13 protein-coding genes are annotated in these 15,543 nt (G+C 54.9%); 7 read left to right on the forward strand and 6 right to left on the reverse strand.

Going from position 1 to position 15,543, the window contains the following annotated elements; translation table 11 throughout:
- Window positions 1-119: 119 nt before the first annotated feature.
- Window positions 120-956, forward strand: coding sequence for a hypothetical protein (locus AC2TCY_RS21455; protein WP_480850608.1), 837 nt, complete (start codon window positions 120-122; stop codon window positions 954-956).
- 158 nt (window positions 957-1,114) lie between these two features.
- On the opposite strand, the gene AC2TCY_RS21460 is transcribed toward AC2TCY_RS21455, so the two are convergent.
- The 4 genes from AC2TCY_RS21460 to AC2TCY_RS21475 all read right to left on the reverse strand — a co-directional run bounded on the left by AC2TCY_RS21460 (window position 1,115) and on the right by AC2TCY_RS21475 (window position 5,799).
- Complete coding sequence (locus AC2TCY_RS21460) at window positions 1,115-1,891, reverse strand: SDR family NAD(P)-dependent oxidoreductase (protein ID WP_480850610.1); 777 nt, start codon at window positions 1,889-1,891, stop codon at window positions 1,115-1,117.
- Between the two features lie 58 nt (window positions 1,892-1,949).
- Window positions 1,950-2,891: an ABC transporter permease gene (locus tag AC2TCY_RS21465; protein WP_480850611.1), complete on the reverse strand. Its 942-nt coding sequence runs from the start codon at window positions 2,889-2,891 to the stop codon at window positions 1,950-1,952.
- 33 nt (window positions 2,892-2,924) lie between these two features.
- On the reverse strand, window positions 2,925-4,439 hold the full coding sequence (locus tag AC2TCY_RS21470; protein WP_480850613.1) for a sugar ABC transporter ATP-binding protein: 1,515 nt from the start codon (window positions 4,437-4,439) through the stop codon (window positions 2,925-2,927).
- A 61-nt stretch (window positions 4,440-4,500) separates the two neighbouring features.
- A complete protein-coding gene (locus AC2TCY_RS21475; RefSeq protein ID WP_480850615.1) occupies window positions 4,501-5,799 on the reverse strand; it encodes a sugar ABC transporter substrate-binding protein in 1,299 nt (432 codons plus the stop codon).
- Between the two features lie 385 nt (window positions 5,800-6,184).
- Here AC2TCY_RS21475 and AC2TCY_RS21480 point away from each other — a divergent pair, with 385 nt between their 5' ends.
- The gene (locus tag AC2TCY_RS21480; protein ID WP_480850616.1) at window positions 6,185-6,580 is read left to right on the forward strand and encodes a MarR family transcriptional regulator; all 396 of its coding nucleotides are present in this window, start codon (window positions 6,185-6,187) and stop codon (window positions 6,578-6,580) included.
- 317 nt (window positions 6,581-6,897) lie between these two features.
- Here AC2TCY_RS21480 and AC2TCY_RS21485 read toward each other — a convergent pair whose 3' ends face one another.
- The gene (locus tag AC2TCY_RS21485; RefSeq protein ID WP_480850618.1) at window positions 6,898-7,191 is read right to left on the reverse strand and encodes a hypothetical protein; all 294 of its coding nucleotides are present in this window, start codon (window positions 7,189-7,191) and stop codon (window positions 6,898-6,900) included.
- Window positions 7,192-7,389: 198 nt separating this feature from the next.
- On the opposite strand from AC2TCY_RS21485, the gene AC2TCY_RS21490 reads away from it, so the two are divergent.
- Complete coding sequence (locus tag AC2TCY_RS21490) at window positions 7,390-9,111, forward strand: ABC transporter substrate-binding protein (protein WP_480850619.1); 1,722 nt, start codon at window positions 7,390-7,392, stop codon at window positions 9,109-9,111.
- Here the strand turns inward: AC2TCY_RS21490 and AC2TCY_RS21495 are convergent.
- On the reverse strand, window positions 9,105-10,727 hold the full coding sequence (locus AC2TCY_RS21495) for an FAD-dependent oxidoreductase (RefSeq protein ID WP_480850621.1): 1,623 nt from the start codon (window positions 10,725-10,727) through the stop codon (window positions 9,105-9,107). The genes AC2TCY_RS21490 and AC2TCY_RS21495 overlap by 7 nt on opposite strands.
- Before the next feature lie 247 nt (window positions 10,728-10,974).
- Here AC2TCY_RS21495 and AC2TCY_RS21500 point away from each other — a divergent pair, with 247 nt between their 5' ends.
- The 4 genes from AC2TCY_RS21500 to AC2TCY_RS21515 all read left to right on the forward strand — a co-directional run bounded on the left by AC2TCY_RS21500 (window position 10,975) and on the right by AC2TCY_RS21515 (window position 15,538).
- Window positions 10,975-12,132, forward strand: coding sequence for a substrate-binding domain-containing protein (locus AC2TCY_RS21500; RefSeq protein ID WP_480850622.1), 1,158 nt, complete (start codon window positions 10,975-10,977; stop codon window positions 12,130-12,132).
- A 57-nt stretch (window positions 12,133-12,189) separates the two neighbouring features.
- A complete protein-coding gene (locus tag AC2TCY_RS21505) occupies window positions 12,190-13,269 on the forward strand; it encodes an aldo/keto reductase (protein WP_480850624.1) in 1,080 nt (359 codons plus the stop codon).
- 15 nt (window positions 13,270-13,284) lie between these two features.
- On the forward strand, window positions 13,285-13,809 hold the full coding sequence (locus AC2TCY_RS21510; RefSeq protein ID WP_480850625.1) for a VOC family protein: 525 nt from the start codon (window positions 13,285-13,287) through the stop codon (window positions 13,807-13,809).
- Window positions 13,810-14,179: 370 nt separating this feature from the next.
- Entirely contained in the window at window positions 14,180-15,538 is a 1,359-nt protein-coding gene (locus AC2TCY_RS21515) for a M24 family metallopeptidase (protein WP_480850627.1), read from the forward strand.
- The last annotated feature ends 5 nt before the right edge of the window (window positions 15,539-15,543 follow it).

Here is a 15,543-nt window from a genome sequence, read left to right on the forward strand (position 1 = left end):
CACGTCCAGCCCGGCAGTCAGATTGTTTCAAAAGACGGAATGATTGTGATGGGGAAACGAAATGTGCCGCGCTGTCGTAACAGCAGGTTCCGAGGGCAGTACTTGTCAGTGGGGGGACAATGGATACTGAAACGACACGATTAAGTGTTTCGAGCGAGACGCTCATTGTGCCGGTGTTCGGCAACCCCGTCTCCGAGACCGACTATCCAGTCTTGTTAAGCGACCGGGTTGCACAGTTTGGTCATAGCACGCTCTTCATTCCAGCGGATGTCCATCCCGATGGTCTGCACAAGGCGCTCGAGGGATTTCGGCACTTGCGCAATTTGGCAGGTCTCGTAATCACGGAGCCGCATGATGCCACTGTTCTGGAGTATGTCGATCACATTTCGGAATCTGCGAAATTTGTGGGGGCGGCAAATATCGTGCGGGTCGAAGCTGACGGGGCTTGGGTTGCTGACGTGACAGATGGCAAAGCGTTGGTGCACGAGCTCTGGCGATCTGGTGTAATCGTAAAAGAGAGCGCAATTCATATTTTCGGATGTGGAAGCGCTGGTGCGGCTGTTGCTCATGCTGTGGTACAGGCCGGGGCCGCCGAGGTCTCGGTTTCGGACTGTCGAGTTGAGAAGGCCGAGACCCTCGTATCCAAATTGTCCAAACAGGGGCTGCCTACGACATTTCGGGTGGGTACAGGCAACATCCGGGCAGCCGATATTGTTATCAACACTTCATCGACCGAAACGCAGGGCAGGGGTAGTGTCGATCTCGTGAGTAAGCATCATGTATTTGTTGAGATGGCCGGTGAATCGGAGCCTCTCAAAGCTGAATGCTCAACCGAATGCGCCGCCATTTCGAATATTCGAACGGTCAACAGTCAAGTTGACGCGATCCTCGATTTCCTGGGGATGCTTCCTATCACATACGATATTTCAACGGTCACTCGGCAGATATGGTTCTGAAGGTGTAGATGCATCCAGTCATGTTGCTTGCAAACCAGCAATGGCAGATTGAGGCCGGCAGGGGGCGTCGGTTCCGGTTCTGTTGCCGAGTTTTAGTAGGCTGAAGAGATTACTCCTTCCTTGAGGGCTAAGCAGTGTCGGTTGAAAACAAAATTTGGCTAAGCCGCAGAATACCCGGCGTCCGCCATCAGAAGCTGGCCGGTGATCCCACTTGCGGCGTCTGAGGCGAGGAAGGCAACCGCTTGGGCGATCTCGGCAGGTTCAAGGAGGCGGCTCATCGGAATATCGTCGATCCAGCGCGCCATGACCTCGGGCTGCTCGATCCCTACTTTTTGAAGCATTTCAGTGTTGGTATAGCCCGGCCCAACAGCGTTCACCCGAACACCGCGCGCTGCCCATTCCACTCCGGCAACCTTACAGAAATGTGCGACACCCGCCTTGGTGACGTCATATCCAATGTGAAGCTCTGGACGCACGGCCTTGACTCCGGCGATCGATGAAATCGCGACGATCGACCCTTTGCCCTGATCCAACATGATATTTCCGAAAGCGCGGGCCACGAAAAACACACCGTCCAGGTTGATTGCCATCACACGGCGCCAGTCTTCATCGCTGTGATCTTCGGTGGAGCTTTCATAGGCCACACCTGCATTTGCGACAACAATATCGACACGGCTATGTTTCGCCTTCACACGATCTGCCAGATCCTGCACGGATTGACTGGAGGTCACGTCAATCCGTTCACCTTCGGTCGAAAGCCCCTCGTCAGCGAGTTTTGATGCGGTCTCGTCGACGAGATCAAGCAGGTCGGCCATGACGACATGGGCACCCATTTCACCCAGTTGGCGGCTGATCGCCTCGCCAATCCCGCGGGCCGCGCCGGTGACTACTGCGATCCTACCTTCAAGCGAAAATATGTTCAGGTTCTTTACCACTTTGACCTCCGTAACATGATTGAACTTTCCGTTCGCACAGGCTTGAGCCTGTAATTGATTACTTGACAACTTCATCTGCGGAACCGCGTTGCATGGTGATCAAGACCGCCAGGATTACGACCGCTCCGCGGATACCTACTTGGAAAAAGGGATCGACTTGCAACAACGTCATTCCGTTGGCCAACACGACGATCACGAGCACGCCGAACACCGTGCGCAGCGGACCACCAACTCCGCCAGATAGGAGCGTCCCGCCCAGAACCACGGCAGCGATTGTATCCAGAAGAAAGCTGTCTCCCATTCCCGGCGAGGCCGAGAAGGTGCGAATTCCAAGCAGGATACCTGCAATCGCGGCGATAATCCCAGCAACCACGAACACCAGTATTTTCAGTCGTACCGTGTTGATACCCGACATCCTCGCTGTCCGCTCGTTGTCGCCGACCGCGTATATATACTGCCCGAATCGGGTGTACCGGGCGACAAAGGCACATAAAAGCAGGATCGCAATCGCCCAGAAGCCGATCTTGGGTATGGTTCCCCACACAACGCCACCTGCAAGCGCGCTTGAGATCGGGGTGGACCAGGGAAGAGGACGGCCGCTGGAAATGATCAGGCCGATACTTTCGAAAATAAACAACGATCCCAGGGTCACGAGAAAGCTGGGTAATTTCAGAACGGCATTCAGGATGCCATTGAAAGCCCCGCAGCCGGCCCCGGCAAGCAGACCGACTAGTATGGCAGATTCTCCCATTACCGGGATCAGGGAGATGGTTGAGATCGCCGACAGCGTCATGATCGCTCCGACACTCAGATCAATTGCTCCGATGAGAATTACGAACGTTGTACCCATGGCCGCGACCAACAGAACCGAAGACTGACGCACAATATTCCATAGGTTGGGCCAGGTCAGAAATGCCTCATGCATGATGCCAAAGAAAGCAATTAGGGCGACGGCCGCGATAATCGGGGTAAATCTGCCAATGTTTCGGAAGTTTTGCATAGCTTTGGTCCTTGGCTGCCGCGGTGCACACGGTCAGAACATCATGTGGATTACGTCGTGTTCACTGGGCTTGTTTTCTTTTGGCGCAGGCACCGCATTCGAAAGATGGCCTTCGGCAAGAAACAGGATGCTGTTCGACATCTCGATCAATTCAACCAGGTCGTCGGAAATCATCAGAATTGCGCCTCCGGCATCGGCGAATTCGCGCAGAAACCCGTAAATTTCTTCTTTGGCGCCGGCATCGACACCGCGGGTTGGGTTGTCGACCACAAGCACTTTCGGGTTCTTTGCCAACCACTTGGCCAACACGATCTTCTGTTGGTTGCCACCGCTCAGGCTTTTAACCAAAGAGTGGGTGCCGGGTGCTTTAACGCGAAACCGTTCGCTTTCTCTGCGACCCGCAGCGCGCATGGCCCTGCGGTTGAGAGCGCCAAATCGTTCGAACGACGGCAGCGATGGCAGCAGCATGTTAGCCTCGATCGACTGCCCAAGCATCACGCCGTCCAGGTGCCGGTTTAGCGGTATGTAGCCGGACCCCAGCGCAATACGCGCATCCGTGGGCAGGCCTGAGGCTTCGGTGCCACAGATTGTTACCGAACCTGTTGAGGTCTCGACGCCGAAAATAGCGCGGCCCAGCTCAGTTTTTCCGGATTGCACCAAGCCTCCGACGCCAAGAATTTCTCCCGACTTCAATTCGAAGGACACGTCCCGGAAACGATCCGAACTGAAGTTCGTAACTTTAAGGACGACATCACCAAACGCCGCGACCTGCCGGTCGGTCGAGTAAAAGTCTGCGACCCTTTCCCGCCCCACCATTAATTTGTGCAATTGGCCTTCGGTTGGGCTGGTCAGATCGTCCGCAACGACTTTTCCGTCCTTTAGAACGAGCACGCGATCTGAAATCCGCAACACCTCTTCCAGACGGTGCGACACGAACAGAATTGAGGCTTTGAATTTCGATTTCAGCAGATCAACGATGCGATAGAAAACATCTAGCTCGCGCCCGGAAATCGAGGCCGTCGGCTCATCCAAAAGCACCAGCGGATTTCTGATATTCAACAGCTCGGATTGCGCGATCACGCGGGCAATTTCCACGATCTGACGCGTGCCAAAGTTTAACGTGCCGGTGATCGCAGAGGCATTGATATCGACGTCGAGTTCTCTCAGAACGTGTTCAGCGCGTTCCCGCATTTCAGAAAATTGCATGACACCACGGCGCACGAAATGTTGCTCGAGGCCGAGGAACATGTTCTGACAAACCGGATAGACCGAGATTAGCGCCTGTTCCTGATGAACGCGGAACACTCCGGCGCTTGTGGCCTGTGTCGGCGTGTAGAACTCCACTGGCTTTCCGTGCAAAAGGTATCTGCCGTCAGAGGGGGGCTGAATCCCCGACAGAATGTCCATCAGTGTGCTTTTTCCGGCCCCGTTTTCACCAACGAATCCCAGTGTTTCTCCAACTCCGATCTCGAAGCTCACGCAATCGAGGGCACGAACGCCTGGGTAAGACTTCGTGATGCTTTCCAGCTTGATTAGAGGATTGGTCATCGGCATTTCCTGACAGGAGAGGGGACCGGCCGGGGCCGGTCCGCCTGATGTGTCTGAATGATCAGGACTGCAGAACTGTCTTTTTCGACTGCGTCAAATCCACAACCTGGCTGATGGCGCCCGGTGCAAAGTGATCACGATACATCGCGTTGAGCTTTTCGACATTGCCCGCGTCAATCGACGCCTGAACCTCGGCAGGTACCGAGAAGTTTCCGGGCTTGGTTGCGTTCATGCTGTCGATTTTGCTCCAGAAGTCGGTTGGATCGATGATTTCAACGCCCCAGGGGATAGTCCAGTTGTCCCCATTGGCCGCCCGCGACATCGATTTGAAGTCGAAAGGCAGTTCCTTGGTTACGTCCATCAGTTCGAGGTATTTCGAGGCTGCTTCGGGCGTATCCACGAAGAGGGAGTCGAAATACTGCATCCGCTCAAGCGGATCGGTTTCAACGCCTTCAAGATCGTCTACCAACCGAACAACCGAATAACCGGTCATAAACGGTGCATTAATCGACACCGTGCCAAGTGCGCTGGCATCATCGCGGACGCGCACCAGCATTTCGCCGGTCGCATCAATTCCACCGGTGACAATCTTGCCGGTCAGCCCGCGTTCGCGCAGAACGTCGAGCACAGCAATTGCGGTGTCCGCGTTGTAAGAGACGATTGCTCCGACATTGGGGTTGGCCGTCAGCATGTTTTCGACCACAGGCCGCGCTGCTACCCGGTTCTCGCCGCCATTCTGTTCGGCGATCATGTTAATGCCGGAATTATTGGCCAGCGCTGAATACACGCCAGCGGCGCGACTGTCAGCCGAGAAATTACCCGGCAGACCGGCAACATACATGACGTCACCTTCGTTCCCCATATGGTCGAACAAGGCCTGTGCCATCGCCCCGGTGCCCCGGATGTTATCCGGTTGGCTATACAGCAAATAGGCCCCGTGGAACTGCGTATCCAACGGATGAACCCAGGCGGCTGTCGAGTGCGCGTTAGCAATCTTGATACCTACATTTGCTGCTACAGCCGCCAGCGCCTTCATGATTTCGGCGTTCTGCGCAAAAGTCACTACCGCGTTGACTCCTAGCGACGGTGCCTGTTCGATCTGCGCAATCTGCTTTTCAACCGAGTCAGCGTAGGTCTGCGAGATATAGTCCAGCCCCATTTGCGCGCAGGCCTGTTTTGCGCCTGCGTCCCAACCTTGCCAGTACTCATTAGCAAGGGTGGGGAACGTGTTCATGACCGTTATCTTGTCGTCCGATCCCCATGCGGTTTTGGTCATAAGTGCCGGTGCAGCCAGAATTGCACCGCTTGCTACAACACTGTGTTTCAGCAGCGTGCGTCGGTTCATTTTTCTCGGGTTCATTGCTTCCTCCTCCGTGTCGAGCTGTTGTTTCGACAGAGGCATGCAATCAGAAACCGGAGGCATTCAGGGCGGTAATGTTATCCAATGAGGATATCCGGCGGTACACAGTACATGGCCGCAGACCGACCATCTGGTAAATTCGGAATGTCCAATTTGAATAAGTCATTGGGATTGAAAACGGGCTGATTGGATACGCTCCTGCAGGCAAGAAAACTGTATTTGGACTAATAACGGTTGCCTCGTGAATGCTCATGAAACAGCAAGGCTTCTGAAGCTCGTAAAAGAGTTAGGGGAGTGTTTTGAAGGGTCTGTACAGGGCTTTGAGCCGAACTCGGCATTGTATCTTCTGTAGCATTTGGTCGTTGCGCATTTGACGAACCGACCGATGACGGCCACCGAACTCATCGCCAGTTCCGGGCTGCCCTATACGACCGGCCACCGTCGGATAAAGGAGTTGGAGTCCTTGGGTCTAATCACGCGCAGGCCCAAAGCACAGGGTGCAAAATCCGATTATCTTTTGCCGACATCAAAGCTTCTTTCAGAGTTTGAAAGGTATGTTCGGTCGGTGAAGGGCGTAATCTCAACGTCGGTGGGCTTCAGGGCCAAGGATAAGGATCAGGACGACTATTATTTTGGAGGCGCAGCGGCAATCAACGATCTGATGCCACCCAGTCTGCTTCACACCAGCGAAGAAATGACCGCAAAAGGGGCTTCGGTTTCTTCTGCACGACGACAATTATTTCCAATCATTTCGGCACATGTGGTCCGATTTCAGAACTAAGCTTGCATCGAAAGGCGACCTTGATCTGTTGCAGTTGCCGCAGATGTAATAACGCTCTCGACAGCGCGGTACGGCAGCAGGACTCGCCCTTTGACATCGTTGCGGTCAACATGCGCTGGCTCAGGGAGTTCGTTGAGCGTGACGCGATCATTTAGTCTGGACGACTTCATTTCAGAGGGCAACTTGAACTCTTTCGATTACCTTCCGGCCGTATGGTCCACTGGCACCTGGAAGAACCAGCAATATGGGGTTCCGATTTATTGCACAGTCGAGTTTCTTGCCGTTCGCAACGACGTCGTTTTGGGTTTAGGACTGGCTTATCCGGCGGCGCTAACATCGTATTCAGAGTTCCAGAGTTCCAGAGTTCCAGAGTTCATCTGGCTGTCATCAGGGAAAATGACCAAGCGTATTCCCAACGCGGGCATCTGGGTGTTCATCGCACCATTCTTGGTGTTCTCGTCCTTGCGGTGCTTAAGAACGGTCTTAACGTCATTGGTGTTCACCACTACTGGCAGACCATAGTGACTGGGCTGAGCGTCATCATCGCTGTAACATTGACGCTCGATCGGTCCCGTTTGGCATTCGTAAAGTAAGCCGATGGACAAACGCATTTCACATCAATTTGCGGTTCATCCGCGGCACAGTCTGCGCATCACATTGTAAGCAAGAAAATCCAATTTGGATATTCATTGCATCCAATTCGTCAGAACTTTGATATTATGTTCTGAACGGCAACGCGTTGTGCAGCTGAAAACCCTCCCTGGACTTGGCGCCGGCGCATTGCTGGCGCTTTTTTTTGGAGAGTCGCGGTGCCTATCTCTAATCTCAAATCGGATATCACTGACCATGAAGTCATAAGGATCATCAGGTTCCTCTCGCGAACCAGAGCCCCGTTCAATGAATTGGTACGGGGTGGGCCTGGGGATCCGTCGTGGAACCTGACATCTTTCTTGGTGACGTCTTACCTAAAGGGTGAACCGGTCACGATTTCAATGCTCATCGATGCGGCAGAAGTGCCTTATGGAACGGCTCAGCGACGCATTCATGCCATGATTGAGGATGGGCAGATCGTAAAGGTCGCGCGCTCGACAACAGGCAAATCCTTTTACCTGCAGCCCAGCCCTGAGATGTATTCGGCATTTGTCGACTATGTCGTTAAGGTCAAGTCGTTGTTGGCCGAAACAGTTGGGCTAACCGGCGTAGAAAATGCGGATGAGTTCTATTTTGGCGGCGCAGATTTTGCGCGGGACATTTTGCCTCCACCGCCCTTGCAATCTCAACTGGCCGAGAGCGATCAGGAGCTGAAGTTCTTGTTGCACAACGATAATTACTTCTCGGCCATGCGTAACATGTGGGCAGACTATCGAAACAATCTGGGGTCCAGAAAGAGTTTTTCGTTGCACTTTCTACCCGACCTGCACGAACGCCTGCATGAGTTCCTGCCCAAATCTGAGTTTGATGTGGTGACGCTGAATATGCCCTGGCTGGGTGAGTTTGCCGAAAAAGGCATGCTGATGCCACTGGACGAGTTCATCGATGAAACCAATATCCGCGTGATGGATTTCCACCCGGCGGTTTGGGCGTCAGGCACCTGGGGCAGCCGGCAATACGGTGTTCCGATTTACGTGACGATCGAAGCGATGGCCGTGCGAAAGGATTTGTTTTCCGAACATGAACTGCCTCATCCCAGAACATTCGATCAGGTGATCGAAACGGGCCGGCAATTGCAGGACCCATCCCGCGGTTTCTTTGGTGTCGCCTGGAACGCCGCGAGAGGGATGCCGATCGCCTCAAGTTTCATGATCCTCATGGGCTGTTGCGGGGCACCAATTCTGAACATCCCGCGTGCGCGGCGGTATCACAATTGGGCCGATCTCGCTGGCAACAGTCTCCGTCCGAAGATCGACAGCGAAGAAGGGCAGATCGTTCTGGATTACATGCACCGCCTAGTCGAAATTTCGCCACCTGATATCCTGAACATGGACTGGAACCGCCGGATCGAAGCGTTTCTGGAAGGTGAGGTCGCCATGGCCTATTGCTGGACCATGCGGGCGGCGCGGTTTGATTATGATATCGGCTCCATGGTCAAAAAACGCTCTGAGCTTATTCCTCAGCCCAAAGGTCCAATGGGTATGAGTGCGAATCCGACCGGGGGCTTTCTGTTAGGCATACCGGCCAACCTGCCAAAATCGCGCGCTAAGCTGGCATTTGAGGCAATTGCCTGGATGGCCTCACCAGAGGCGATGAAGCGGCACGTCACGAATGGTTTGCCGGTTGCGCCTCGGTTCTCGGTTGCCGCAGATCCAGAGGCCGCCGCGGCTTCGCCCATTGTTCGGTTCGTCGACCGGTTGTCGCAACGGGGAATGCTGTGTACCTGGCAGCGTCCTCCGGTTCCCGAATATCGTACAATCGAAAGCATACTTGGAGTGCGGATACATGATGCACTGTCCGGCGCATTGTCCGACAAAGAGGCGTTAGCGATGGCCCAGACTGAAGTTGATCGCGCCATGCAGGAGAACGGACGTTATTGAACTTGACCCGTTGGTGTCCAGTCAATGCCATAAGTATCTCTGAAATAAGCTTGGAAATAGTCTTGAAACGCCGGGAATGCCGAAGCCAGCTTTAGGAATTCCTGTCGATCCATCACCAGAACTTCGGTAGCATCAAGGGCGCGTACAGTTCCTGCGCGCCGGCTTTCCCCAAGTATCATCCTTTCACCGAAATGCCCGCCTGCTGCGATTTCCCGGGTGGTCAACTCACCGGTATTGGCATCCTTCATTCGAACTTCGACCCGGCCACTGATAATGGTGTAAAAACCGTCTGCCCGATTTCCCGCTTCGAAAATGCGATCTCCGGCTCGGTAGTGCGCAATTTGGGTATGGCTGTTCTCGGGCCTAACATCCTGAACAATGCTTCGTGGCATCAGACCGTCCAACACCCAATTCAGAAAGACTTTCAGTTTTGCAGATGGCCCGGGTAAAAAGGACAAGTAGAAGCCGCGCCATAGCAGCCATGCTGGAAACCCCGTCAGCGTCAGGCCCATCACTTCGACAACGCCCCGTTTGCCGCCCAAAGACGCCATTGCCCCCTTTGATTTGTAGCTGAACGGACGGGGCTGCTGCCCAGCCAGTTTTCTGCGGATGTTTTCCGCCACTGTCCGTGCCTCACGTACTGCAAACTGGGCCGTAGGCGGTGCAAATTCCTTCGGAGCGCTCGCATCTTCGACCAACGGAACTAATGCGCAATCACCGAGGGCCCAGACATCCGAAACGCCTGCAACCGCGAGCGAACGATCAACTACGATCTTGCCGCGTTCGCATCGGGCGTTCATTCCGCGAACGACACCAGATGGTGCATTGCCTATGGTAGCAATAACCGTCCGTGTGCCGATAACATCACCGTTTGTTGTTACGATTGCCGTACCGGTTGCACTGGCAACACCGGTTGACGTGTGGACCTCGATGCCGCGCGCGGCCAGCTTTTGGGCCGCGTATTGGCGCAGACGCGGGGGCAGTTCGTTGAGGATATTGTCTGCATATTCCAGCAAAATGACTCGAACCTCGGATGGGTCGATAGAGGGGTAATATTTCAAAGACCGGTCAATCAGTTCTTTGATCTCGCCTACGGTTTCAACTCCGGAAAACCCGCCGCCGATGACGCAGAAAGTAAGGGCCTCCTGCTTGACTTCGGGCAGTTGCGTGATGTCGGCGTGCTCCAGTTTCTCGATGATATGCGCCCGCAATCTGCTCGCATCTGCCAGCGTTTTCATCGCAAGCGCGTGGTCCGATAGACCGGGTGTTCGGGACAGGTCCGTAGATTGCCCCAGGGCTATGACAAGCTGACCATAAGCTACTTGTGTCGGGCGCCTTTGGACACCTTGAAACACGGTCACAGTCTTTGCGTCGAAATCGATGGAATGAACCCGCGCTTTCCTTGTCTTGACGTGTTTCAACAGCCCGCGCAGCGAGGAAATGGCATGTGCCGCAGTGATTGAACCAGCGGCAACCTCAGGTAGCAGTGGTTGAAACACGAAGAAATTCTGGTCGCTGATCAGTTCGATTTCAGCGGGTTTTCCCAGATGTTTCACAAGCGATTTCGCGGCAAATAAACCTGCAAAACCGCCACCCAGAATCACGATGCGGGTCATTGTCTCTCCTTCCGTTGAACACTTGATACCGGTCGCAGCCAGTCGGGCGGGCGGCAAAGATATCCATTTCAGGCAAGTTCAGTGCAGGTGCAGCAAGCCGTTCGGATGTCTCGGTTTCCTATCGTTTCCGAGAGAGAAAATCCCATGCGGATATCTTTGTCGCCCGGTCCCCACAAACGTCTCCAACAATATTCGCAGCTTCACGAATGCCTTGTTCGGCTGCCGTGACCACGCAGGAGGAGACACCATGAAATCGCATTCGCGCATTAAGACGCTCGCCACGGCAACCTTGGCGCTTTTGATGAGTTTGCCCGCCGCAAACACAGCCGTGGCCGAGGACAGCGCGGGGTACGCAGGTAAACCCCGCACATTGCTGTGGTCGAACCGGGACATCGAGTATGTCGACACGTCGGAATACGCCAAGGAACCGCCCTATGTCGTCGGTTTCTCGAATGCTTCGATTTCAAATATCTGGCGGGTCGGGATGCTGCATTCGATCCAGCAAGCCGCAGCAGACAACAGTGATCTGATCGAGAAACTGATTATCACCGACGCAAACGATGATCCCTCAAAGCAAGTGTCCGACATTCAGGATCTGCTGCAACGTGATGTCGATATCCTGATCGTTTCGGCAGCCCAATCCGAAGCATTGGACCCCGTTGTGACCCGCGCAATGCGCAGCGGTGTGCCGGTGGTTATGGTCGATCGCCGGGTGACCTCTGACAACTTCATCTCGTTCGTAACTGCCTCAGACCATGCGCTTGGCCGGTTCGAGGCCCAATGGATGGCTGAAACACTTGGCGGCAAAGGCAATGTCGTCATGCTGGGCGGCATCGCGGGGGCCAGCCCGGCAGAAATCCGGATCGCGGTTGCCAAACAAGTGTTCGCTGAGTTCCCCGAGATCAACGTGATCGACCTTCAATACACCGATTGGAGCCCGGCCAAGGGCAAGCAGGTCATGGCCGCGCTGATCCAGAAGTATGGCAAGGACATCCACGGCGTCTGGTCTGACAGCGGCTTGCAAGGCTCGGGCGCGTTAGAGGCGTTTGTCGAAGCCGGGTGGGAGGATGGCAGCATTCCTCCGATCACCTGTTCAGATCTCAACGGCTGTGTGAAGCAGGCGGTCGAGCATGACGTCAAGGCAATCAATTTTGACTACCCGCCGGCTATGGGTGGCGCATCCGTCAATGTGGCGCTGGACGTGCTAGCCGGCAAACCAGTTCCCAAGCAATACGAAGTGAACGCACAGATTTCGATTACCGAAGGAGATGAGACCCACTCCGTCAAGGCCGACATCTGGATGGAAGACTATGCCCGGCTTGACAGGCCCAATGATCTGATCCTGTCGACAGGCTTGGGCCCGGACTACGATCCCACGACGTTCAGCGCCGACTACCCCAAATAAACTCATTTCGGGCGAGCCTTTGGGGCTCGCCCTTTCTTTATTGAGGAGGACAACGCCATGCCATTTGACCCTACAGAATTGCGCCAGATCGGACGCACGAAACTCAAGACCAACCTCCTTGGCCTGGGGACCGTCCAGATTGGCGGTTGGCCGCGTCGCCTGCCGGAAGAGGACGCTGTAAAGGTTCTCGATGCCGCGTGGGATGCCGGTTTGCGCACGTTTGATACGGCGCCAATGTACGGCATGGGCATGTCCGAAGAACGGCTGGGGCGCTACCTGGCCTACAAGCCCAAAGAGTCGTTTGTGATTTCGACAAAGGTCGGTCGTATCGTCGAAGACGATCCTGACAACAGCGAACCAACGGGCGATGACGAGTTCTGGAAGGGCGCTCCGCCCCGGAATTACCATTTTGATTTTTCGTATGATGGCGTCATGCGTTCGGTTGAACACAGCCTTGAACGCACCGGGCTGGGCAGGTTCGACATGTTACTGATCCATGACGCCGATGACCATCTCGATGAAGCCCTTGGCGGGTGTTACAAGGCGCTCGACCAACTGAGATCCGAGGGAACGGTGTCTGCCATCGGGGCGGGTATGAACCAGAACCCGGCGCTGGCGCGGATGGCGGCTGAGGCGGATATGGACGTGTTTCTACTGGCGGGTCGATACACGCTCTTGGATCATTCGGCGCTGACTGAGTTGTTCCCGATCTGCGAAAAGCGTGGCACGACCATTCTGATCGGCGGCGTGTACAATTCCGGTGTCCTGAATACTCCGGTCGAGGGGGCGTCGTTCGACTATGTGCCGCTGGATGAAAACTGGCGCGCCAACGTTCTGGACCACGGTGTGCGCGCACCTGCGGATCATGAGACCGGCGAATACTGGTTGAAGCGGGCGCAAGCGCTGAAGGCCGTCTGTGACCGGCACGACGTGCCACTTTCGACCGCCGCAATCCAGTTTTCAGCGGCACATCCTATCGTATCCAGCATCCCCGTCGGGGCCGGGCGCCCCGAACGGTTCGAACAGAATATTGCCGCTCTGAAAGCGGACGTACCCAACGATCTCTGGGCGGAATTGAAGCACGAGGGTCTGATCGCAGATGCGGCTCCGATCCCTGCTGAGACGGAAACCGTTTAGGGGAAAGGCAGTGACATGAGCAAAGGAATTCCCGGCCTCGCAGGAAGTGACCACATTGGCTTCACTGTTCCGGATATCGAAGAGGCAACTAGGTTCTTCGTAGATGTGATCGGGTGCGTTGAACTGTTCGAGGTCGGGCCTTTTGTGGCGCATGACGACTGGATGACTGAGCATCTGAACGTCCATCCGCGTGCTGTCATCGAAACCCTCCGCATGCTGAAATGCCGAAACGGGCCTGCTTTTGAGATCTTTGAATATTCGTCGCCCGATCAAAGGGAAAAGTTGCCGAAAAACAGCGATCATGGCGGGCATCATCTTGCTTTTTATGTTGAGGATATGGACGCGGCGGTTGCCTATCTCAAATCTCATGGCGTGCGGTTCCAAGGAAAACCGAGTTTTATGGAGGAAGGTCCGAGCAAAGGGCTAACCTGGGTGTATTTTCTGGCGCCTTGGGGCATGCAACTTGAACTTGTCAGCTATCAGGATGGACTGGCATATGAAGCCACATCAGACGAAATTATGTGGTCCCCGAAATCGTAGGTGATCCGGTCGTTGGACCCGACCACGATTGAAATGTATAGGCAGCAAGCTTTGCTGAAGTCGCCGGTGCTTTGCCCCGACCGAAATCCCTATCGGATAGATTAAAGTTTATGGTCGACTTCTATTTTCACATGGCACCGCGAATTCGATGTTTTTCAAGCGTTTTTAGAAAATTGGATGCACCTTCTTCTGTCACGGCCTGCCGAATATCGAAATTGGATATCATCACAGCACATCGCCCACAGCCCCTCTGCAATATTGGGAATCATAGAAAACGATCCCTGAGAATCCGGGGGTCATTCGCCCAACAGTGGGTCTTGGTTTCTGACCTGTGACCCCATCATGAAAGATAGTGAGAGAGAGGCGCGAAATGGCGATTGAGACCTATGGCACCATGGCCGTGGATTGGGAAAACCGCATCAACTTTGACCGGTTGCGGACTGAACGCCTGGCCCGCGTCAAAGAGAAACTCGAGCAGTCGGACATGGGTGCCTTGTTGTGTTTTGACATGACCAATGTGCGCTACATCACAGGCACCCATATCGGCACTTGGGCACAGGACAAGGTGTCCCGCTGGACGCTGCTGCCGCGCGGCGGAGAACCGATCCTGTGGGACTTCGGATCGGCTGCAAAGCACCATGCGTTGCATTGCGACTGGATGGGCGGGGAAGAGCGGTCCCGCGCGGGTATCCCCTTGTTGCGGGGCGCTATGACGCCAAACATGGGTCGGGCTGAGGAAACCGCTGACAAGATTGTTCGCGAGCTGGAAATACATGGCTTGAAGAACGAACCGCTTGGGATCGACCTTGTTGAACCCCCCATCATGTTCGCGCTGCAGGAACGTGGCGTGAAAGTCGTCGATTGCCAATGGCTTATGCAGGATGCACGCGTTATCAAGACGCGGGATGAGATCAGCCTGCTGACCCACGCCTCGGCCATGGTGGATTTCACCTACGAGGAAATTTACCGCGCCATCCGCCCCGGTGTTCGCGAAAACGAACTGGTCGGGATTGCGTCGAACTTCCTCTATAACAACGGATCAGAATACGTCGAAGGCGTGAATGCGATTTCGGGCGAGCGATGCAGCCCACACCCGCATGTCTTCTCGGACCGGGCGCTACGCCCGGGTGACCCGGCTTACTTCGATATTCTGCACAGCTACATGGGATATCGAACCTGTTACTACCGGACCTTCGCGGTGGGTAGTGCAAGCCGTGAAATGCAGGATGCCTATAAGCGATGCCGCGATTATCTCGATCAGGCGATCGCAATGATCAAACCCGGTGTGTCCACCGGCGAAGTCGCAAAGGTCTGGCCAAAAGCCGAAGAGTTCGGGTTCCCCAACGAAGAAGCCGCGTTCGGATTGCAGTACGGCCACGGGCTTGGGCTGGGAATCTGGGAGCGACCGGTTATCAGCCGTCTGGTCTCGATCGACCATCCGGAGGTTATTCAGGAAGGCATGGTCTTCGCGCTGGAAACTTTCTGGCCCGCCAAAGGCAGCCACCATGCGGCCCGTATCGAAGAGGAAATGGTAGTCACCAAGGACGGGGTTGAAGTCATCTCGAAATTCCCGGCCGAAGAGCTCTTGGTTTGTGGCCGCCAATATTGGTCCGGGCACGACATGCTGCCGGGTATTCGCCACAGCGAATCTCATTTCAACAATCACCGCGTTTTCCCGCAGGCCGAAAACACGACGCAGCCGCGTTTCGGCAAAACCTGGGAAGACTAACTCCT

Source organism: Ruegeria sp. HKCCD7181 (genome assembly GCF_057221055.1).